Here is a 19807-nt window from a genome sequence, read left to right as displayed (position 1 = left end):
CCCGCGAACACACCGCCGTCCACACCGCCGTCCACGCCGCCGGCGCACGGCCCCGGCCGCCGGCGCACCCCCGCCCGCACACGCCGAGGGGCCCGCACCGCCGATGGCGGTGCGGGCCCCTCGAAGAACGCTTGCGGTGGCCGCGCGATTCAGGCCGTCACGCGGACCATGTCGGCCTGCGGACCCTTCTGGCCCTGCGAGATCTCGAACTCGACCCGCTGACCCTCTTCCAGCGAGCGGTAGCCGTCCATCTGGATCGCGCTGTAGTGGACGAAGACGTCCGCACCACCGTCGACCGCGATGAAGCCGTACCCCTTCTCCGCGTTGAACCACTTGACGGTGCCCTGAGCCATGCCTAACTCCCCTATTACTGGCCCTTGCACAGATCCGCACTTCGCGGATCCGGGTCAGACCTCACTCCCCGTGGACGGGGGCGTGCGCCGGAACGCGTCGACCGCGGCTGAATGTATCTGTCCAACTGCCGTCCGCAACAGGTCAATCGGACGAGAATTCTGGACGGGAGCGGTCCGGAATGTGGTGAGAATTCGGCCCGATTCAGGTCAACTCGGGCTACACAAAAAAGACAAATGCCGCGAAAAGCGAGCACACTTTGGCTACTTCTCATCGTCGTGCGGCAGGAAAACGGGGCTTCCTGATCCACGGATCAGGAGCGCGTTCCCCAACTCTACCGCGCTCAATCACACAGAATTGCCCCCTCCGTTTCTCTCACGGAGGGGGCAGTCCGGCGAACACCGGGTAATCGGGATCGCCCGGGCGGATCCCGGCGCGGATCAGCCGCCGGCGACCGCCGGGATGATCGACACGCCGGCGCCGTCCGGGGTGGCGGTCTCAAGGCCCTGCTCGAAGCGGACGTCGTCGTCGTTGACGTAGACGTTGACGAAGCGGCGCAGCTTGCCCTGGTCGTCCAGGACCCGCGCGGAGATGCCCGTGTGGTGCTTCTCCAGGTCGGCGATGACGTCGGCGAGGGTCGCGCCCTCGGCGCTCACCTCGGCCTGACCGCCGGTGTAGGTGCGCAGGATGGTGGGGATGCGAACGGTCACGCTCATGATGCGAGGCCAGCCTCTCGGAAGGAGTCCAGGGTCGGGCGGATGGTCGCGGTCAGGCCGGTGCCCGCCACCGCGTCCAGGGTCTTCAGGCCGTCGCCGGTGTTGAGGACGACGGTGGTCTTCGCCGGGTCGAGGAGGCCGGCCTCGACCAGCTTCCTCGTCACGCCGACCGTCACCCCGCCCGCCGTCTCGGCGAAGATGCCCTCGGTGCGGGCGAGCAGCTTGATCGCGTCCACCACCTGCGCGTCCGTCACGTCCTCCACCGCGCCGCCGGTGCGCCGGGCGATGTCCAGGACGTAGGGGCCGTCGGCCGGGTTGCCGATGGCCAGGGACTTGGCGATGGTGTTCGGCTTCTGCGGCCGCACCACGTCGTGCCCGGCCTTGTAGGCGGTGGACACCGGCGAGCAGCCCTCGGCCTGGGCGCCGAAGATCTTGTACGGCTTGTCCGCGACCAGACCGAGCTTGATCAGCTCCTGGAGGCCCTTGTCGATCTTGGTGAGCTGCGAGCCGGAGGCGATCGGGACGACGATCTGGTCCGGCAGCTCCCAGCCGAGCTGCTCGCAGATCTCGTACGCCAGCGTCTTGGAGCCCTCGGCGTAGTACGGCCGCAGGTTGACGTTGACGAAGCCCCAGCCCTCGCCGGCCGGGTCGCCGATCAGTTCGGAGCAGAAGCGGTTGACGTCGTCGTAGTTGCCCTCGATGCCGACGAGTTCGCCGCCGTAGACGGCGGCCATGACGACCTTGCCCTGTTCCAGGTCGTGCGGGATGAACACGCAGGAGCGGAAGCCGGCGCGGGCGGCGGCGGCGCCGACGGCGCCGGCCAGGTTGCCGGTGGAGGAGCAGGACAGGGTGGTGAAGCCGAAGGCGCGGGCGGCCTCCAGGGCCTGCGCGACGACCCGGTCCTTGAAGGAGTGGGTCGGGTTGCCGGAGTCGTCCTTGACGAACAGCTTGCCGGCGTCGACGCCGAGTTCGGCGGCCAGGCGGTCGGCCTGGACGAGCTTGGTCCAGCCCGGGTTGATGTTCGGCTTGTCGGCCACGTCGGCGGGGACGGGCAGCAGCGGGGCGTAGCGCCAGATGTTGGCGGGGCCCGCCTCGATCCTCTTGCGCAGTTCCTCGGCGTCGTAGGCCGAGAAGTCGTAGGCGATCTCCAGCGGGCCGAAACACTCCTCGCAGGCGAAGACCGGGCCGAGGGGCACGCGGTGACCGCACTCCCGGCAGCTCAGCGCCGCGGCGGGGCCGAGGTCTACGGTGGAGTCGGTGCTGCTTGCAACTGTCTGCACAGCCATGGAGGCGAGGCCCTTTCTCCTCATCTTCCTCACGACGCATCTCGCCGTGAGACGGATTTGGCACCTTCCCTAGCCGGGAGCCTCGCGGAAACGATCGCGCCGGGCGATCTACGAGACCGGCTGGAGGGTTGCCGGGGCTTCATCGGGCCGTGTCCCTCTGCCCCTCTGGATGAGCGGTATTCGATTGTGAGTCGCGGCGACCCCGGCATGCGATGGTCATCCGCGTTGTTCAAGACTGTAACCGAAGGCCGGGACAGTGAGAGAGAGTCGTCCGAACCGCGAGACAGATCACAGGATGATGTGATCCGTGCCGCAGGACGTGGCGAAGTCGTCCGAGCAGGAGTGAGGAGCCGTCGACCGTGCTGGAAGAAGTCGAGCGCTGGCTGAGGACGCGGTCTTGGTCCGTGACCGACCGCCCGTTGCGGACGGTGCTGGCCGCCAAGCGCGCGAGCGGCTCGACCGTCAGCGTGGTGCTGCCCGCGCTGAACGAGGAGGCGACGGTCGGGCAGATCGTCGCGGTGATCCGCGAGGAGCTGATGCGGCGGGCGCCGCTGGTGGACGAGATCGTGGTCGTCGACTCCGGCTCCACCGACCGCACCTCCGAGGTGGCCGCGGCGGCCGGCGCGCGGGTGGTGCACCGCGACGCGATCCTCCCCCGCGTCCCGGCGGTGCCCGGCAAGGGCGAGGTGCTGTGGCGCTCGCTGCTGGTCACCGGCGGGGACGTGGTCTGCTTCGTGGACGCCGATCTGCGCGAGTTCTCCGCCGACTTCGTCACCGGCATCGTCGGCCCGCTGCTCACCGACCCCGAGGTGCAGCTGGTCAAGGCGATGTACGACCGTCCGCTGACCGTCGCCGACGGCAGCGCCGCCGGGACCGCGGCGGCCGGGCAGGGCGGCCGGGTCACCGAGCTGATGGCCCGCCCGCTGCTGAACATGCACTGGCCGCAGCTGGCCGGCTTCGTGCAGCCACTCGGCGGCGAGTACGCCGCGCGCCGCTCGCTGCTGGAGCGGCTGCCGTTCCCGGTCGGCTACGGCGTCGAGCTGGGGATGCTGGTGGACGCGCTGCACCTGGTCGGCCTGGACGCGCTCGCCCAGGTCGACGTCGGGGTGCGGCTGCACCGGCACCAGGACGGCCAGGCGCTCGGCCGGATGGCCGCCGCCATCTACCGCACCGCCCAGCTGCGCCTGGCCCGCGGCCATCTGATCCGCCCCGCCCTCACCCAGTTCGAACGCGGCGCGAGCGGCTTCGAGCCGCGCACCCACTCGGTCGACACCGAGGAGCGCCCCCCGATGGCGGAGATCGCGGAGTACGCGGCCCGCCGGGTGGCGTGAGCGGCCCGGGGACGAAACCCCGCCGGCCCGTCCCCGGGCACGTTTGAGTGTTCGGGAGCCGGGCTAGGTTGAGGACCATGGCTTCAACGCACGGTGCCGAGGTGCTGGTCGCCTCCAATCGCGGACCGGTCTCCTACGAACTGCGCCCGGACGGCGGGGAGGGCACGCTGCACGCGAGACGCGGGGGCGGCGGCCTGGTCTCCGGGCTCTCCGCGATCGGCCCGGACGCCGGCGCCGTATGGGTGTGCGCCGCGCTGGGCGACGCGGACCGGGAGGCGGTGCGCCGCTTCGAGGGCGGGCGCCGGCTGCCGGCCGAGGACACCGGCGGCCAGCAGGTCCGGATGCTCGACATCGCCCCGGACGTCTTCTCCGACGCGTACAACGGCATCGCCAACTCGGTGCTGTGGTTCGTGCACCACATGCTCTACCAGACCCCGCTCGAACCCGCGTTCGACGCCGAGTTCCGGCGGCGGTGGGCGTCGTACGAGGCCTACAACCGGGCCTTCGCCGAGGCGCTCGCCGAGGAGGCGGCCGAGGGCGCGGCCGTGGTGGTGCAGGACTACCACCTCACGCTGGTGCCGGGCATGCTGCGCGACTTCCGGCCGGACGTGCGGATCGGGCACTTCTCGCACACCCCGTGGGCGCCGGTGGACTACTTCCGGATGCTGCCCGACGACATCGCCGAGCAGGTGCTGCGCGGCATGCTGGGCGCGGACCGGCTGGGCTTCCTCACCCGGCGCTGGGCGGACGCCTTCACCAGCTGCTGCGAGGCGCTGACCGGCGGGCTCGCCGGCACCCGGATCGGGGTGCACGGGCTGGGCGCGGACGCGGAGTTCCTGCGCGAGCGCGCGCACCGGGCCGACGTGAAGGAGCGGATGGCGGCGCTGCGCGAGGAGATCGGCATGGCGCCGGACGGCGGCGCGCGCCGCACGATCGTCCGGGTGGACCGCACCGAGCTGTCGAAGAACATCGTGCGCGGGCTGCTGGCCTACCGGCAGCTCCTCGACGACCGGCCCGAGTGGCGCGAACGGGTGGTCCACGTCGCCTTCGCCTACCCCTCCCGGCAGGACCTGGCCGTCTACCGGGAGTACACGGCCGAGGTGCGGCGCCTGGCCGAGGAGATCAACGCGCGCTACGGCACGCCCGGCTGGACCCCGGTCGTCCTGCACGTCGAGGACGACTTCGCGCGCTCGCTCGCGGCGTACCGGATCGCCGACGTGGCCCTGGTCAACCCGATCCGCGACGGCATGAACCTGGTCGCCAAGGAGGTCCCGGTCGTCTCCGACGCCGGCTGCGCGCTGGTGCTGTCCCGGGAGGCGGGCGCGTACGCGGAGCTGGGCGACGACGCGATCGTCGTCAACCCGTACGACGTGGTCGGCACCGCGGACGCCCTGCACGAGGCCCTGACCATGGCGGGCCCGGAGCGGGCGGAACGGAGCAAGCGCCTGGCCGCCGCCGCGACGGCCCTGCCCCCGGCCCAGTGGTTCCTGGACCAGCTGAACGAACTCTGAGGGCGGCCCGCGGCTCCCGGCCCCCGAGCGGGCGCCGGGGACGCGGCCCTTCGGGCTACGGCAGCTCGTCCGCCAGGCTCCGCAGCAGCCCGACCACGCCCGCCGGGCCCGCGACCACCAGGTCCGCCCGCTCGGACAGCTCGGTGACCTCGCTGCTCCCGCTGCACACCAGGACGCCCGGCACGCCGCCGGCGCGCAGCTTCTCCACCGCGGCGAAGGCGGGCAGGTCGCCGAGGTCGTCACCGGCGTAGAGGACCGAGGCGGCGCCCAGATCGCGGACGTACTCCGCCAGGGCCACGCCCTTGTCCATGCCCGGCGGGCGCAGCTCCAGCACCATCCGGCCCGGCTCCACGATCAGGCCGTTGCGGGCGGCCAGTCCGGCGAGCGGTTCGCGCAGCAGGTCGAAGGCGGCCTGCGGGTCCTCGGCGCGGCGGGTGTGCACGGCCAGCGAGCGCCCCTTCTCCTCGATCCAGGTGCCCCGCCAGGCGCCGATCCGGTCCAGGAAGCCCGGCAGTTCGGCGCGGACGGCGGCGACGCCGGGGTGCGGGGCCGGCGCGGTGACGTCGCCCGTCGCGGCGTCCCAGCGTTCGGCGCCGTAGTGGCCGAGGACGACGAGGTGTTCCAGGCCCGGCACGCCCGCGAAGCCGCCGTTGCGCACCGCGACGCCGGCCGGGCGGCCGGTGACCACCGCGACGGCGGCCACCTTCGGGGCCAGCGCGGCCAGCGCCGGCAGCGCCCCGGGGTGCGCCCGGGCCTGGTCCGGGTCGGGCACGATCGGGGCGAGCGTCCCGTCGAAGTCGAGTGCGATCACCGCCCGCTCCGGCCGCGCGAGCACGGCGGCGAGGCCGTCCCGGCCGGCCTGCGTGGCGGGGGTCGGCAGGGAGGCGGCGGGGTGGGTGGAGTCGGTGTCGTCGTGGCTGCCCATGAGCCGAACCTATCCACACTCGCCCGGGCCCACTCCTCGACGCGGGCGGCGGTCCGGCGCGCTGCCCGCCGGGCGTCAGCGCTCGGATCGGCGGCTCTCGCGGATCCGGCGCAGGCGGTTGACCGTGACCGGGTCGTGGGCGAGGGCGCGGGTGTCGTCCAGGAGGGCGTTGAGCAGCTGGTAGTAGCGCACCGGCGACAGGCCCAGTTCCTCGCGGACCGCGCGTTCCTTGGCGCCGGGGCCGGAGAACCCGCGCCGCTCCAGCGCGAGGATGTCCCGCTCCCGCCGCCCGAGCCCCTGCTCCCGCTGCTCCCGTTCCCGCTGCTCCCGCGACGGTTCCGCGCCGCCGCCCTCGTCCGGCGCGCCGCCGTCCCGTACGTCTTCGTCCCGCACGTCTCGCCCGTCCATACCCCGCACCGTAACCCCGGCCGCCGACAGCGCGACCGGACGGACGGCCGGGCGCACTCCCCCAGGCGGGCGGGTCAGCTCCCGCTCTGCGCGCTCTCCGCGTCCGACGCCGTCGTCTGGAGCTGGTTGAGGACCGCGGTCGGGTCGCCCGTCGGGCCGACCGCGCGGCCGATGTCCTTCTTCACGTCCGCGCTGACCCGCGCCCAGGACGTCTTGCCGAACGGGTAGAGCTGGGCCAGCGGCAGCTCCTCCAGGAACGGCCACAGCTTCTTGTCCTCGTCCGCCGCGGTCATCACGTCGGAGGCGGAGCTGGTGACGGGCAGCAGGTCGTACTCGCGGGAGAAGGCCAGCACGTTCTTCTCGTTGTAGACGAAGTCGAGGAAGTCGCCGATCTGGTCCTTGTGGCCGGGCTCCTTGAAGGCCATCATCCAGTCGTTGACGCCCATGGTCGCCTTGGGCGTGCCGTTGCGTCCCGGCACCGGCACCATGCCGAAGTCGACGCCCTGCTTGGCGGCCTGCTGCATCAGCGTCGGGTGGCCGTTGAGCATGCCGACCTCGCCGGCCGCGAACGCCGAGAAGGCCTGCGCCCGGTTCAGCTTGCCCGGGGCGACGGGCCCGGTCAGTCCCTTGCCGACCAGCTCGTCCTTCAGCCAGGTGAACGTTTCCGCGTTCTGCGGCGAGTTGATCGTGTAGGTGCCGATGTCGTCGGTGTAGCCGGCGCCGCCGCTCAGCAGCCACTGGAGCGTCTCGGCCTGCGCCTCCTCGGGGCCGAGCGGCAGGGCGTAGGGGTACTTCACGCCCTTGGCCTTCAGCGCCTCGGCGTCGGCGGCGAGGTCGTCCCAGGTCTTGGGCGCGCTGGTGATGCCGGCCCGGGCGAAGAGGGTCTTGTTGTAGAACAGCACGCGGGTGGAGGCGGCGAACGGGATGCCGTACTGCACGTGCCGCAGCTGGCCGGCCTCGGAGAGCTGGCCGAGGAAGTCGGCCTGCACGGGTATGGAGAGCAGGTCGTCGGCCTTGTAGAGCATGTCCTTGTCGGCGTAGTCGGCGTAGGCGCCGATCTGCGCCATGTCCGGCGGGTCGCCCGCGTCGGCCATCTCCTTGACCTTGCGGTCCACGTCCGTCCAGGAGTAGACGCTGACCTTGACCTTCACGCCCGGGTGGCCGGACTCGTAGGCGCGGGCCAGGTCGTCCCAGTACTTCTGCGAGCTGTTGGCGGCGGAGTCGCCGTAGTCGGCGGCGACCAGCCGGAGGGTCACGTCGGAGGAGCCGGTGCTCCCGCAGCCGCCGAGAAACGCCGTCATGCCCAGTGCGGACACCACCGCGATCGTTCCTGTCCTGCGCCGCTGCACTGCCTCTTCCGCCCCAACCGTCTCGCCGTTCAACATGTGGACACGATAGGTCTACACCACGTGAGTGGACTAGACCTCTTGCGGGTCAAAGGGCCACACTGTCCCCCGTGAGACACGTCATCGCTCTCGATGTGGGCGGCACCGGGATGAAGGCCGCGCTGGTCGCCGCCGACGGCGCCCTGCTGCACCAGGCGCGCCGCGCCACCGGCCGCGACCACGGACCCGATGCCGTCGTCGAGAACATCCTCGGCTTCGCCGCCGAACTGCGGGCGCTGGGCGCCGAACGCTTCGGCGAGCCGGCCGCCGCCGCGGGCGTCGCCGTCCCCGGCATCGTCGACGAGGAACGCGGCGTCGCCGCCTACGCGGCCAACCTCGGCTGGCGCGACGTGCCGCTGCGCGACCTGCTGACCGAGCGGCTGGGCGGCATCCCCGTCGCCCTCGGCCACGACGTGCGCACCGGCGGCCTCGCCGAGGGCCGCATCGGCGCGGGCAAGGGTGCCGACCGGTTCTTCTTCGTGCCGCTGGGCACCGGCATCGCCGGCGCCATCGGCATCGACGGCCGGGTGGAGGCGGGCGCGCACGGCTTCGCCGGCGAGATCGGCCACATCGTCGTACGGCCCGGCGGCACCCCCTGCCCGTGCGGGCAGAACGGCTGCCTGGAGCGGTTCGCGTCCGCCTCGGCGGTCAGCCAGGCCTGGGCCGAGGCATGCGGCGACCCGCAGGCCGACGCGGCGGACTGCGCCAAGGCGGTGGAGTCCGGGGACGCCCGCGCGCGGACCGTCTGGCAGGAGGCGGTGGACGCGCTCGCCGACGGACTGGTCACCGCGCTCACCCTGCTGGACCCGCGCACGCTGATCATCGGCGGCGGACTCGCCGAGGCGGGGGAAACCCTCTTCGCACCGCTTCGGGAGGCCGTCCGGCGGCGGGTCACCTTCCAGAAGCTGCCGGCCGTCGTCCCCGCCGCCCTGGGGGACACCGCCGGCTGCCTGGGCGCGGGCCTCCTCGCCTGGGACCTCCTCAACACTTCTACGACTGCCCGGAGGTAGCCCCCTGATGGCCGCTAGCAAGGTTCTCACCGGAGCCCGGGTGGTCCTGCCCACCGGGATCGTCGACGGCGGCCGCGTGATCGTCGACGGCACGCGGATCGCCGACACCGGCACCGGCACCGGTACCGGCACGGCTCCGGCGGACGCCGAGACGTACGACGTCTCCGGCCACTGGCTGGTCCCCGGCTTCGTCGACCTGCACAACCACGGCGGCGGCGGCGCGTCCTTCTCCGGCTCGGCCGACGACGTCCTGACCGCCGTCCGCACCCACCGCGCGCACGGCACCACCACCCTCGTCGCCTCCACCGTCACCGACGACATGGACGTCCTCACCCGGCAGGCCGGTCTGCTGTCCGAGCTGGCCGAGCAGGGCGAGATCGCCGGCGTCCACTTCGAGGGCCCGTTCATCTCGCCGTGCCGCAAGGGCGCGCACTCCGAGGCGCTGCTGCGCCACCCGGACCCGGCCGAGGTGCGCAAACTTCTCGACGCGGCCCGCGGCCACGCCAAGATGGTCACGCTCGCCACCGAACTGCCCGGCGGCCTCGACTCGGTACGGCTGCTCGCCGAGCACGGCGTGATCGCGGCGGTCGGGCACACCGACGCCACCTACGAGCAGACGGTGGAGGCGATCGACGCCGGCGCCACCGTCGCCACCCACCTGTTCAACGCGATGCCCGCCCTCGGCCACCGCGCCCCCGGCCCGATCGCCGCCCTGCTGGAGGACGAGCGGGTCACCGTCGAGCTGATCAACGACGGCGTGCACCTGCACCAGGCCGCCCTGGAACTGGCCTTCCACCACGCGGGCGCCGCCCGGGTCGCGTTCATCACCGACGCCATGGACGCCGCCGGCTCCGGCGACGGCCGCTACCTGCTCGGCCCGCTGGAGGTCGAGGTGACCGACGGCGTCGCCCGACTGGTGGAAGGCGACTCGATCGCCGGCTCGACCCTCACCCTGGACCGCGCCTTCAAGCGCGCGGTCACCGTCGACGGGCTCCCCGTCCAGGACGTGGTCGCCGCCCTGTCCGCCAACCCGGCCCGGCTGCTCGGCCTGGACGACCGCATCGGCTCCCTGGAAGCGGGCAAGGACGCCGACCTGGTGCTGCTGGACGAGGAGTTCACCCTCAAGGGCGTCCTGCGGCGCGGCGAATGGGTGGTCGGTCCGCACCTGGGCTGATCCGTCCCGCCGGCCGGCCGCGGGGGCCGGCCCGAGGGGTGGGCGGCGGCCCGCGCGTTTGGCATGATCGAGGCCCGGAGAGGTCCAGGGCGCCGCGCCCGGACCCGTCCGGGGCATCGGGACAGCAGGCGCGCCGGGCGCATTACTCGGGGGAGGTCGGCCCACGTGATCCTCACGGTCACGCTGAACACCGCCGTCGACATCACCTATCGGGTGCCGTCACTGCGGCCGCACGCCTCGCACCGGGTGCGGGAGGTGACCGAGCGGCCCGGCGGCAAGGGCGTCAACGTCGCCCGGGTGCTCGCCGCCCTCGGCCACGAGGTCACCGTCACCGGCTTCGCCGGCGGCGCCACCGGAGGCGAGCTGCGCGACCGGCTCGCCGCCCTGCCCCGGATCACGGACGCGCTGGTCCCGGTGGCCGGCCCGACCCGCCGCACCGTCGCGATCGTCGACGAGCGCTCCGGCGACACCACCCAGCTCAACGAGCCCGGCCCGCTCGTCACCGCCGCCGAGTGGTCCGCCTTCCAGGACGCCTACGAGGACCTGCTCGGCGCGGCGTCGGCGGTCGCCCTGTGCGGCAGCCTGCCGCCCGGCCTGCCGGTGGGCGCGTACGCCGGCCTGGTGCGCACCGCGCGCGCCGCGAACGTGCCGGTGCTGCTGGACACCAGCGGCGAGGCGCTGCGCCGCGGGATCGCGGGCCGCCCCGACGTCGTCAAGCCCAACGCCGACGAACTCGCCGAGCTGACCGGTTTCCACGACCCGCTGCGCGCCACCCAGGACGCCCGCAGGCGCGGCGCGCGCACGGTGGTGGCCTCGCTGGGCGCGGAAGGTCTGCTGGCGCACACCCCGGAGGGCCTGTGGCGGGCGGCCCCGCCGGCCCGCGTCCAGGGCAATCCGACCGGCGCCGGCGACTCGATGGTCGCGGGCCTGCTGTCCGGTCTGGTGGAGAACCTGCCCTGGCCCGACCGCCTGGCCCGCGCGATCGCCCTCGCCACGGCCACGGTCCTGTCCCCGACGGCGGGCGAGTTCGACCTCCCGGCCTACGAGAGACTCCTCGGCCGGGTGGCGGTGACGGGGGAGGTCAGCGCGGCGTGAGGGTCAGCTGGACTTGACCCACCCCTTGGCCAGCCACAGCTGGTCCAGGTTGGCGTCGCACTGGTTGCCCTGCTCGCACGAGATCTTGATGGTATTCGTGCCCTTGGTGAGCTGGACCCAGTTGTAGGTCTTCGTCCAGCCCTTCTCGTAGTCGCCCTCGGGGGCGTTCGCCCAGTTCTTCAGCTTGACGGGCGTGCTGGACGGCGTGCCGTTGATCGTGAGAGTGGCCGTGCCGTCCTTGCCCGGGACGCCGTAGCCGAGGAAGACGGTGAACTTGCCGTCCTCCGGAATGCCGTTGACGGTCCAGGTGACCGAGGCGCCGACGCTGTTGAAGTTGCCGACGTAGACGCCGCCGCCCGCCTGAGCACCCTTGACGGACGAGGCAGTGGCGGCGGTGCCGCCCAGGAGCAACGCCTTCGCGTCGATCTTCGGGAGCTCGCCGTCCGCGGCGACGCTGCTGCTCGCCGAAGGACTGGCGCTGGCGCTCTGGCTGGCGGTGGGGGCGGTGCCGCCGCCCTTGTCGCCGGCCTTGTCGTCGTTCTTGTCGTCGCCCATCATCGTCACGCCGATGCCGATGACGACCGCGGCGACCACCGCGACCGCGCCGATCAACAGGCCCTTGGTGTTGGGACCCCGGCGGCCCTGGCCGCCGCCGTTGCCCCGGCCCTGCTGCCGGCGGGGCGGCTGCGCGCCGCCCGGGAGGGTCTCGGGGGCGGCGTAGTGGGCGTTCGGCTGGCCGTACCCGCCCTGCTGCTGCGGCTGCTGCGGGACCTGTCCGTACGGCGCGGTGGCGGCCTGCTGACCCTGCTGGCCGTACTGCCGCTGGCCGACCGTGCGGACCCGGTTGACCGAGCCCGGGTAGCCGTAGCCGCCGGACGGCGGCTGGGCGCCGTTGGCCTGTCCGTCGGCGTACAGGTAGCCGAACGGGTCGTCGTCCTCGGGCGTGCTCGCGCCGTTGTTGCCGGGCGTCATCCCTTGGTGCTCCTCAACAGTGCGGGTCGGATGCAGTACGTCGTCAGATTGGACGAGCCTACCCGCTCTCCCGGACCCGAGCGGGTGACTCGGACCGCACCAACGCGCTGACCTGCGGCTCAGCCGGCCCGGCGGTGTTGTTTGGGACGAGATCGTTTCTCGACGTACATCCGTTCGTCGGCGGACTTCAGCACTTCGTCCGCCGTCATCCCGCAATGCGCCCAGCCGATGCCGAAGCTGGCGCCGACGCGGACGGCGCGGCCCTCGGCGCGGATCGGCTGGATGATCTCGTTGCGCAGGCGCACGGCGAGGTCCTGGGCGTCGGCGCGGCCGAGGCCGTCGGCGAGGATCACGAACTCGTCGCCGCCGAGCCGGGCCACGGTGTCGCCGTCGCGCACGCAGTCGCTCAGCCGGCGGGCCACCTCGATGAGGACGGCGTCACCCGCGTTGTGCCCGAACCGGTCGTTGATCGACTTGAAGCCGTCCAGGTCGCAGAAGAGGACGGCCAGTCCCTTGGCGCCGTCGTCCCGGTCGCCCTCGGGGGCGATGGTGTGCACATGGTGGTCGTAGGCGTCGTAGGACTGCGGGACGGAGGCGAAGTCGAAGCCGTGGGCGGCGTCGGCGGCGTCGTAGGCGGGGTGGCCGTAGGCCGCGTCCAGCGAGTCCGGCTCGCCGGGATAGGCGGACTGCGGGCGCCGGCACAGGCGGGCGGCCAGGCGCGCGCGCAGTTCGGCGGAGTTCGGCAGGCCGGTGAGGGAGTCGTGGGAGGCGCGGTGGGCGAGGTGCAGCTCGCGGCGCTTGCGCTCCTCGATGTCCTCGACGTGGGTGAGCAGGAACCGGGGCCCGTCGGCGGCGTCGGCGACGACCGAGTTGCGCAGCGAGACCCAGACGTAGCCGCCGTCGCGGCGGGCCAGGCGCAGTTCGGCCCGGCCGCCCTCGGCGGAGGTGCGCAGCAAGGTGCCTATGTCCTCGGGGTGGACGAGGTCGGAGAAGGAGTAGCGGCGCATCGCGGAGGCGGGGCGGCCCAGCAGGCGGCACAGGGCGTCGTTGGTGCGCAGGATGCGGCCGTGCTGGTCGCCGCCCATCTCGGCGATGGCCATGCCGGAGGGCGCGTACTCGAAGGCCTGGCGGAAGCTCTCCTCGCTGGCGCGCAGGGCCTGCTGCTCGCGCTCCAGGCGGACCAGGGCGCGCTGCATGTTGGCGCGCAGCCGGGCGTTGCTGATCGCGATGGCCGCCTGGAAGGCGTAGACCTGGAGGGCTTCGCGGCCCCAGGCGCCGGGGCGGCGGCCGTTGCGGGGGCGGTCGACGGACAGGACGCCGAGCAGTTCGGCCGAGGAGCCGCCGGGCGCGTACATGGGGGCGAAGAGGCGGTCGGAGGGGTGCCACTCGTCCTCGAAGCGGGGGGCGGGCCCGTCGGTGTACCACTGGGGGACGTCGTCGTCGTCCAGGACCCAGCCCTCGGTGTGGGGTATGAAGACCAGGTCGCCCCAGTTCTCGCCCATGGCCAGCCGGCGGTCCCAGGAGTCGCGGGAGCCGACCCGGCCGGTGATCAGGGCTTCGGCGGCGGGGTTCCCGGAGAAGGCCGCGACCACGAGGTCGCCGTCGCCGCGGACGAGGTTGACGCAGGCCAGCTCGTAGCCGAGACCGGTCACGACGCCGTCGGCGACGGTCTGCAGGGTGTCCGCCAGACTGCGCGCGGTGTTCATGTCCGCCATGACCTGGTGCAGTTGTCGCAGGGTCGCAAGACGGACGTACGGCTCCGACTCGGTCTCCATGCTCGCCCTCCCCCCGAGACTCGCAGCGCATCAAAGGGTTCTCTTCGGCGTATCGTTCCGTGCGGTCTCCGCCACTGAATCACAGCGCGAAGCCCACTCGGTACACAGGGTCAACAATTCAGGTCCCTTGTGACTCAAGTCACAGCTGAACGTGAACAATTGAGTAGAGTTTCTGCATTTTCCCCGTGCGTCAACTGAACGCAATCTTTGTGGGTGTGTGCCCATGATGCACGAGGGGTCCTCCGGGCGGGCTGGAATCACAGGTTCCGCCCCGCGGCGTCACCGTTCGCCGCCCGGTCCCGCCCGGTTCCGTCTGGTTCCGCCCGGTTCCGCCCGGTCCAGGCCGGTCCCGCCCGGTCCCGCTCGGTCCCGTCTGGTCCGCTGGTCCTAGGTCCGGGTTCGGGCCCGGGGCCGATGCGCGGACCGCGGGCCGGTCATTAGCGTTGCGTTTGTGCTGAACACTTCACCCGTACCGTCCTCCTCACCCGCCGCCGCGGCAGCCCTTGGGCATGCTGAGGGGGTGACTGACGACGAGTTCCGCGCCGCGATGTCCCGGCTGGCCGCGGGCGTGGTGCTGGTGACCGCGCAGGAGCCGCCGCTCGACCCGGACGACCCCGCGGCGCCCGGCGGCGAGGACGTGGGCATGACGGCCACGGCCTTCCTGTCGGTGTCGCTCGACCCGCCGCTGGCGCTGGTCAGCGTGCGCGAGGGCTCGCGCATGGACGACCTGCTCGCCGAGCAGCCGCTGTGGGCGGTGTCGGTCCTGAGCGAGAGCCAGCGGCACATCGCCGGCCGGTTCGCCATGAAGGGCCGGATCAGCGACCGCCTGCTCTTCGCCGACCTCCCGCACGTCCGCGGCGAGGTCTCCGGCGCCCCGCTGGTGGACGGCGCGCTGGCCACCCTGGAGCTGCGCACCGAGCAGCGGGTGACGGCCGGCGACCACACCCTGGTCATCGGCCGCGTCCTGACGGCCCGCCTGCCGGGCCCGGAGGGCGGCCCGCTCACGTACTTCAAGGGGCGCTACCGGCACCTGGGCTGAGGCGGCCGCGCGGGACGGGCCGGGATGTCCGCGGGCGTGCCGAGCCCGGCGCCGTCTATCGTGCGCGCATGACGACCATCGCCGCCGCCCACCGCCCCGCCGGGGCCGCCGCGCCCCGCCTGGAGGAGATCACCGGCGCCAACCTGGACGCCGCGCTCGGGATCCGGGTCCGGCCGGACCAGGAACGGGCGGTCGCGCCGGTCGTGAAGTCCCTCGCCGAGGCGTACGTCCACCCGGGCGTCGCCTGGCCGCGCCTGATCGTCGACGACGGGCGTCCCGTCGGCTTCCTCATGGCGTTCCTCGACATCGACTGGTACGGCGACGGCAGCGCGCCGCGCTCCGGTCTGTGGCGGCTGAACATCGCCGCCGGCGAGCAGGGCCGCGGCTACGGCCGGTTCGCGGTCGAGTCCGTCGCCGCCGAGATCCGCCGCCGCGGCGGCGCCCGGCTGTACGTCACCTGGCATCCCGGCCCCGACGGCCCGGAGGGCTTCTACCTCGGGCTCGGTTTCCGTCCCACCGGCGAGCGGAGCGGCGACCAGACGGTGGGCGTGCTCGACCTCGGGGCCCAGGGTCACTCGCTGGGACCGGACCGGAGGCGCTAACCCCAGTCCTGGCCCGAGCGGCCGCGCTTGGTCTGGGCGCGCTGCTTCTTCTCGCGCAGCCGCCGTTCGTTGATGCCGCGCGGGATGCGGGTGGGCCGGCGGGGCTTGGGCGGCGGTGCGGTGGCCTCGGCGAGCAGGGCGGCGAGGCGTACCGCGGCGGCTTCGCGGTTGCGCCACTGGGAACGGTGCTCGGAGGCGCGGACGGTGAGCACCCCGTCCACGAGGCGGCCGGCGAGCCGCTCCAGCGCGCGCCGCTTCCACACCTCGGGCAGGGCCTCGGTGCGGGCCAGGTCGAAGCTCAGCTCGACCTTGGAGTCGCTGGTGTTGACGTGCTGGCCGCCGGGCCCCGAGGACCGCGAGAAGCGCCAGGCCAGCTCGGCCTCGGGGAGCGCGACGGAGCCGCGGATGACATGGGGACCGGACATGGGGTCCATGTTCCCGCCCCTGTCCGGGTCACGTCACCCGGGTTTTTCCCCGCCCCCGCCGCTCCCGCCGCTCCCGTTCGCCCGGCGTTCGCCGCCGCACAGGGGAAAACGGTGTTCGAGACCGCCTTGGTAAAAAAGGTAAAGAGATCCGGAACCATGGGGACCCCTCTCGGCGTTCTTGGGAGTGGCGGTAGCTTCGTCCGCACAAGCAACGAGGGAAGGGACTCCCAACAATGGCTGTAAGCCTCTCCAAGGGCGGCAACGTCTCGCTCACCAAGGAAGCTCCGGGCCTGACCGCCGTCACCGTGGGCCTCGGCTGGGACGTCCGCACCACCACTGGCACGGACTTCGACCTGGACGCCTCCGCGATCGCGGTGAACACCCAGGGCAAGGTGTACTCCGACGCCCACTTCGTCTTCTTCAACAACAAGCAGACGCCGGACAACACCATCGTCCACACCGGTGACAACGTCACGGGCGAGGGCGCCGGCGACGACGAGGCGATCAACGTCAACCTGGCCGGCCTCCCGGCCGACGTCGACAAGGTCGTCTTCCCGGTCTCCATCTACGACGCCGAGAACCGCGGCCAGAACTTCGGCCAGGTCCGCAACGCCTACATCCGCATCGTCAACCAGGCCGGCGGCGCGGAGATCGCCCGCTACGACCTGTCGGAGGACGCGGCCACCGAGACGGCGATGGTCTTCGGCGAGCTGTACCGCAACGGCGCGGAGTGGAAGTTCCGCGCCGTCGGCCAGGGCTACGCCTCGGGCCTGGTCGGCATCGCCCAGGACTTCGGCGTCAACGTCTGACGGTCCTCGCACGGCGAACCGGGCCCGTCCCCCGCGCGCGGTCGCACTCCGCGCGGGAGGCGGGCCCGGCCGCGCTCACGGAAGGGGCGGCCTCACGGCAGGGGTGGCCTCACGGCAGGGGCGGCCTCAGGGGAGGGGCGGCTTCTCCTCGCCGTACAGCCAGTCCTTCCAGATCTCGGTGAAGTCCTCGTCGGGCGCCTTCTTCTCCACGTAGGCCGTGAAGTCGGCGGTGGAGGCGTTGCCGTGCCGGTGCGCGGCGGCCCAGCCCTGGACGATGTCGTAGAAGGCGTCGTCGCCGACCGTCTGGCGGATCCGGTGCAGCACCATCGCGCCCCGGTCGTACACGGGCGCGTCCGAGATCACGGCGGCGCTGGTCGGCCGGCCCGGCGGGAAGGCCCAGACGTCCGTGCCGTTGTCGCCCTTGCCCGCGTAGACGTTCTTGAACGTCTCCTCGGCGCTCCGGCCGCCGTAGTCCTCCGCCCACAGCCACTCCGCGTACGTCGCGAAGGACTCGTTGAGCCACATGTCCCGCCAGCTCTTCGGGGTGACGGAGTCGCCGTACCACTGGTGGGCGATCTCGTGCACGAGGGTGGTGGTGTCGGGCTCGCCGGGGAAGGTCGGCCGGTCCTGGGTCTCCAGCGCGTAGTCGACGCCGGGGACGCGGGCGACGATCGCGCCGGTGGAGGAGAAGGGGTACGGCCCGAAGTTGGTCTTCGCCCACTCCATGATCTCGGGGAGCTTCGCGAGCACCGGCTCGCTCTCCTCGGCGAGGGCCGGATCGACGGCGACGTACACCGGCAGGCCGTCCTTGAGGCGGGAGCGCCGCACCTCGAACGCGCCGACGGCGACCGTGGCCAGGTAGGTCGCCATCGGCTCGGCGGTGTGCCAGTGGAACGTCCGGCGGCCCCCGGCCCTCGTCTCGCTCCTCAGCACGCCGTTGGAGACCGCCGTCAGCTTCTCGGGCACGGTGACGGAGACGTCGTAGGTCGCCTTGTCCAGGGGGTGGTCGTTGCCCGGGAACCAGGCCATGGAGCCGACCGGCTGGCCGAGGGCCACCGCGCCGTCGCCGGTGCGCAGCCAGCCCTCCTTCGAACCGCCGGGATCGGTGACGGCCTGGGGCGTGCCCGAGTAGCGGACGGTCGTGGTGAACGTCTCGCCCTCGCTCAGCTCGTCGCGCGGCCGCACGGTCAGCTCCTGGCCGGCCCGGTGGTAGCGGGCGGCCTTCCCCTCGACGGTCACCTCCCGCACGTCCAGGCCCTGGAGGTCGAGGTCGAAGGCGGACAGGTCCTGGGTGGCGCGCGCGGTGATCACCGCGGTGCCGGTCAGCCGGCGGCCGGCCGGCTCGTAGCCGAGGGTGAGGTCGTAGTGGGCGACGTCGTAGCCGCCGTTGCCGGCCTTCGGGAAGTACGGGTCGCGCAGCCCCGCGCCGCCCGGCGTGCCCCGCACCCCCGCGTCGCACCCGCTCAGCGCGACGGCGAGCAGGGCCAGGGCGGCTGCGGACCGGGCGGCACGTGCGCGTGTGTACACGGTGCGATCCTATGCGGCGGCCATGACACCATCGCGTACGTGCTCGACATCGGCTACGCCCTCTCCAACCGCTTCCCCGACCCGCCGCAGACGGACTACCGCCGGGCGGACGTCCACGCGCTGCGCCACGACCTGTTCTGCGGCGACGTGTACCTCGCCGACACGAAGGCGGACCGCGAGCTGGCCACGGCCTGGGGCTGGGTGCCGGTGCTGGACTTCGCCTGGGCGCTGTGCGACATCGTGGAACGGGTGGACCGGGACCCGGCCGGCTCCCGCGCCGCCCGGCCGCAGCGGGCCGAGCTGGACTTCACCGAGTCCACCGACCGCATGCTCTTCGAGCGCCGCTTCGGCTGGGTGGACGTCGAGGCCGACTGGATGCCGGCCGAGGAGCCGCCGCTGAGCTTCTCGCACGCCGCGCTGCGCCGCGAGGCCCGCGACTTCCTGCACGATCTGATCGCCGACCTGTGCGACCTGCACGAGGACCTGGCGGAGAACCCGGCGATCTGGACCCTCCAGGCCCGCTTCCCCCGCCTGCCCTGACCGACACGGGAGCGACGGCGCCCCCGACGACCGCGCCCGAACCGCCTCGGCCCGCGGCTCTCGGCCCTCCGCCCGCCTCAGTCCTCCACCCTGATCCCCAGCCGCGCCGCCAGTACCGGGGCCAGGTCCAGCAGCTGGCCCGTGCTGATCACCGCGCCCGCCAGCCGCTCCACCCCGCCCGCGATCTCCAGTGGGGCCGCCCCGCGCAGGTCCACGTCCGTGAGCGCGGCCCCGGTGAACTCCACGCCGGTCAGCGCGCAGTCCACGAACTCCACCCGCTCCAGACGGGCGCCCGCGAAGTCCGGCTCGATCAGCACGCACCCCTCGAAGACGACGTCCCGCAGCCGCGCCTTGCGCAGGTTCAGGTAGTCGAGCTTGCCGCCGCCGATCCGCACCCGTTCCAGCACCGCGCCGTGCAGCTGAGTGCCGCCGAGCCGGGCGTCGGTCAGCTCCACGTCGCGCAGCGTCGCCTCCGCGAGGTCGGTGCCGACCCCGCGCACCCCGGTGAGCGCCGAGTCGAGGAAGCGGGCGTGGCGCAGCGAGGCGTCGTCCAGCGCGCAGCCCCGCAGGGCGCAGTCCAGGAAGCGGGCGCCCGCCCCGTCCTGCCCGGCGAGGTCCGTCTCCCGGAACTCCAGCCCGTCGTAGTCCCCGTCCGGGGCCAGCCCTGCGCCCTCGTACGGCTCCAGCGCCGGCAGCCGCACCTCGGGCCGCCGCGCCCGCTTCACCGCGCCACGACCGCCACCGCCGCCACCGGCCGCCCGGCCGTTCGCTTTCCGCACCATGCGCCCATGCTGCACCCCGCCACTGACAACGCGGCCGACCGCGTGGCCGAGGGCGGAGTGCGGAGTCGGCGGTGTGAGACGCCCGGGACGGAGGAACCCGGAAGTCCCGCGAGGGGCGGGGAGGGCTCCGGTGCGCACCGGGGC

The 19807-nt window shown here is 73.0% G+C and carries 20 protein-coding genes and 1 riboswitch; of the genes, 9 read left to right on the top strand and 11 right to left on the bottom strand.

Features of this window, described 5'->3' with window-relative positions; translation table 11 throughout:
• Positions 1–149 precede the first annotated feature (149 nt).
• The 3 genes from ABEB07_RS05730 to thrC all read right to left on the bottom strand — a co-directional run bounded on the left by ABEB07_RS05730 (position 150) and on the right by thrC (position 2353).
• Positions 150–353, bottom strand: a complete 204-nt coding sequence (locus ABEB07_RS05730; protein WP_009189266.1) for a cold-shock protein — start codon at positions 351–353, stop codon at positions 150–152.
• A gap of 438 nt (positions 354–791) precedes the next feature.
• On the bottom strand, positions 792–1067 hold the full coding sequence (locus tag ABEB07_RS05725; protein WP_164588413.1) for a MoaD/ThiS family protein: 276 nt from the start codon (positions 1065–1067) through the stop codon (positions 792–794).
• Positions 1064–2353: a threonine synthase gene (thrC, locus tag ABEB07_RS05720; protein ID WP_345667287.1), complete on the bottom strand. Its 1290-nt coding sequence runs from the start codon at positions 2351–2353 to the stop codon at positions 1064–1066. Before thrC ends, ABEB07_RS05725 begins: the two co-directional genes overlap by 4 nt.
• 17 nt (positions 2354–2370) lie before the next feature.
• A riboswitch (SAM riboswitch) is annotated at positions 2371–2529 on the bottom strand.
• A 183-nt stretch (positions 2530–2712) separates the two neighbouring features.
• Between thrC and ABEB07_RS05715 the strand changes: the two genes are divergently transcribed.
• Both ABEB07_RS05715 and ABEB07_RS05710 read left to right on the top strand, forming a co-directional pair.
• Complete coding sequence (locus ABEB07_RS05715; protein WP_164588411.1) at positions 2713–3684, top strand: glucosyl-3-phosphoglycerate synthase; 972 nt, start codon at positions 2713–2715, stop codon at positions 3682–3684.
• A 77-nt stretch (positions 3685–3761) separates the two neighbouring features.
• A complete protein-coding gene (locus ABEB07_RS05710; protein ID WP_345667285.1) occupies positions 3762–5195 on the top strand; it encodes an alpha,alpha-trehalose-phosphate synthase (UDP-forming) in 1434 nt (477 codons plus the stop codon).
• 55 nt (positions 5196–5250) lie between these two features.
• Here the strand turns inward: ABEB07_RS05710 and otsB are convergent, their stop codons facing one another.
• The 3 genes from otsB to ABEB07_RS05695 all read right to left on the bottom strand — a co-directional run bounded on the left by otsB (position 5251) and on the right by ABEB07_RS05695 (position 7877).
• Positions 5251–6120 (bottom strand): trehalose-phosphatase, encoded by an 870-nt coding sequence (otsB, locus tag ABEB07_RS05705; protein WP_345667284.1) that lies wholly within the window; start codon positions 6118–6120, stop codon positions 5251–5253.
• 75 nt (positions 6121–6195) lie between these two features.
• Positions 6196–6393 carry a DUF3263 domain-containing protein gene (locus ABEB07_RS39155; RefSeq protein ID WP_425588957.1) on the bottom strand — a complete coding sequence of 66 codons (198 nt, stop codon included), beginning with the start codon at positions 6391–6393 and terminating at the stop codon, positions 6196–6198.
• A 209-nt stretch (positions 6394–6602) separates the two neighbouring features.
• Complete coding sequence (locus ABEB07_RS05695; protein WP_176152000.1) at positions 6603–7877, bottom strand: ABC transporter substrate-binding protein; 1275 nt, start codon at positions 7875–7877, stop codon at positions 6603–6605.
• Positions 7878–7984: 107 nt separating this feature from the next.
• Between ABEB07_RS05695 and ABEB07_RS05690 the strand changes: the two genes are divergently transcribed.
• From ABEB07_RS05690 to ABEB07_RS05680, 3 genes are all read left to right on the top strand, one after another.
• Positions 7985–8923, top strand: a complete 939-nt coding sequence (locus tag ABEB07_RS05690; RefSeq protein WP_345667282.1) for an ROK family protein — start codon at positions 7985–7987, stop codon at positions 8921–8923.
• 7 nt (positions 8924–8930) lie between these two features.
• Positions 8931–10097, top strand: a complete 1167-nt coding sequence (gene nagA, locus ABEB07_RS05685) for an N-acetylglucosamine-6-phosphate deacetylase (RefSeq protein WP_345667281.1) — start codon at positions 8931–8933, stop codon at positions 10095–10097.
• A gap of 165 nt (positions 10098–10262) precedes the next feature.
• Entirely contained in the window at positions 10263–11192 is a 930-nt protein-coding gene (locus ABEB07_RS05680; protein WP_345667280.1) for a 1-phosphofructokinase family hexose kinase, read from the top strand.
• 3 nt (positions 11193–11195) lie between these two features.
• On the opposite strand, the gene ABEB07_RS05675 is transcribed toward ABEB07_RS05680, so the two are convergent.
• Both ABEB07_RS05675 and cdgB read right to left on the bottom strand, forming a co-directional pair.
• Complete coding sequence (locus ABEB07_RS05675; RefSeq protein ID WP_345667279.1) at positions 11196–12164, bottom strand: carbohydrate-binding protein; 969 nt, start codon at positions 12162–12164, stop codon at positions 11196–11198.
• 119 nt (positions 12165–12283) lie between these two features.
• Positions 12284–13939 (bottom strand): diguanylate cyclase CdgB, encoded by a 1656-nt coding sequence (cdgB, locus tag ABEB07_RS05670; RefSeq protein ID WP_345667278.1) that lies wholly within the window; start codon positions 13937–13939, stop codon positions 12284–12286.
• 451 nt (positions 13940–14390) lie between these two features.
• On the opposite strand from cdgB, the gene ABEB07_RS05665 reads away from it, so the two are divergent.
• Together ABEB07_RS05665 and ABEB07_RS05660 are read left to right on the top strand one after the other, a co-directional pair.
• The gene (locus ABEB07_RS05665) at positions 14391–14978 is read left to right on the top strand and encodes a flavin reductase family protein (RefSeq protein WP_176149484.1); all 588 of its coding nucleotides are present in this window, start codon (positions 14391–14393) and stop codon (positions 14976–14978) included.
• Positions 14979–15046: 68 nt separating this feature from the next.
• On the top strand, positions 15047–15580 hold the full coding sequence (locus tag ABEB07_RS05660; protein ID WP_345667277.1) for a GNAT family N-acetyltransferase: 534 nt from the start codon (positions 15047–15049) through the stop codon (positions 15578–15580).
• Here ABEB07_RS05660 and arfB read toward each other — a convergent pair.
• Complete coding sequence (gene arfB, locus ABEB07_RS05655) at positions 15577–16014, bottom strand: alternative ribosome rescue aminoacyl-tRNA hydrolase ArfB (protein ID WP_164585457.1); 438 nt, start codon at positions 16012–16014, stop codon at positions 15577–15579. The genes ABEB07_RS05660 and arfB overlap by 4 nt on opposite strands.
• 224 nt (positions 16015–16238) lie before the next feature.
• Between arfB and ABEB07_RS05650 the strand changes: the two genes are divergently transcribed.
• Positions 16239–16814, top strand: a complete 576-nt coding sequence (locus tag ABEB07_RS05650) for a TerD family protein (protein WP_176149486.1) — start codon at positions 16239–16241, stop codon at positions 16812–16814.
• Positions 16815–16940: 126 nt separating this feature from the next.
• Here ABEB07_RS05650 and ABEB07_RS05645 read toward each other — a convergent pair whose 3' ends face one another.
• On the bottom strand, positions 16941–18341 hold the full coding sequence (locus ABEB07_RS05645; protein WP_345667276.1) for a M1 family metallopeptidase: 1401 nt from the start codon (positions 18339–18341) through the stop codon (positions 16941–16943).
• A 39-nt stretch (positions 18342–18380) separates the two neighbouring features.
• Here ABEB07_RS05645 and ABEB07_RS05640 point away from each other — a divergent pair, with 39 nt between their 5' ends.
• Positions 18381–18881 carry a hypothetical protein gene (locus tag ABEB07_RS05640; protein WP_164585460.1) on the top strand — a complete coding sequence of 167 codons (501 nt, stop codon included), beginning with the start codon at positions 18381–18383 and terminating at the stop codon, positions 18879–18881.
• Between the two features lie 77 nt (positions 18882–18958).
• On the opposite strand, the gene ABEB07_RS05635 is transcribed toward ABEB07_RS05640, so the two are convergent.
• Positions 18959–19663 carry a pentapeptide repeat-containing protein gene (locus tag ABEB07_RS05635; RefSeq protein WP_345667275.1) on the bottom strand — a complete coding sequence of 235 codons (705 nt, stop codon included), beginning with the start codon at positions 19661–19663 and terminating at the stop codon, positions 18959–18961.
• Between the last annotated feature and the right edge of the window lie 144 nt (positions 19664–19807).

This window comes from Streptomyces similanensis, from assembly GCF_039543625.1.
Taxonomy (GTDB): Bacteria; Actinomycetota; Actinomycetes; order Streptomycetales; family Streptomycetaceae; genus Streptomyces; species Streptomyces similanensis.
The sequence above is the reverse complement of the archived record's forward strand: the minus strand, read 5'-3'. Positions and strand labels throughout refer to the sequence as shown.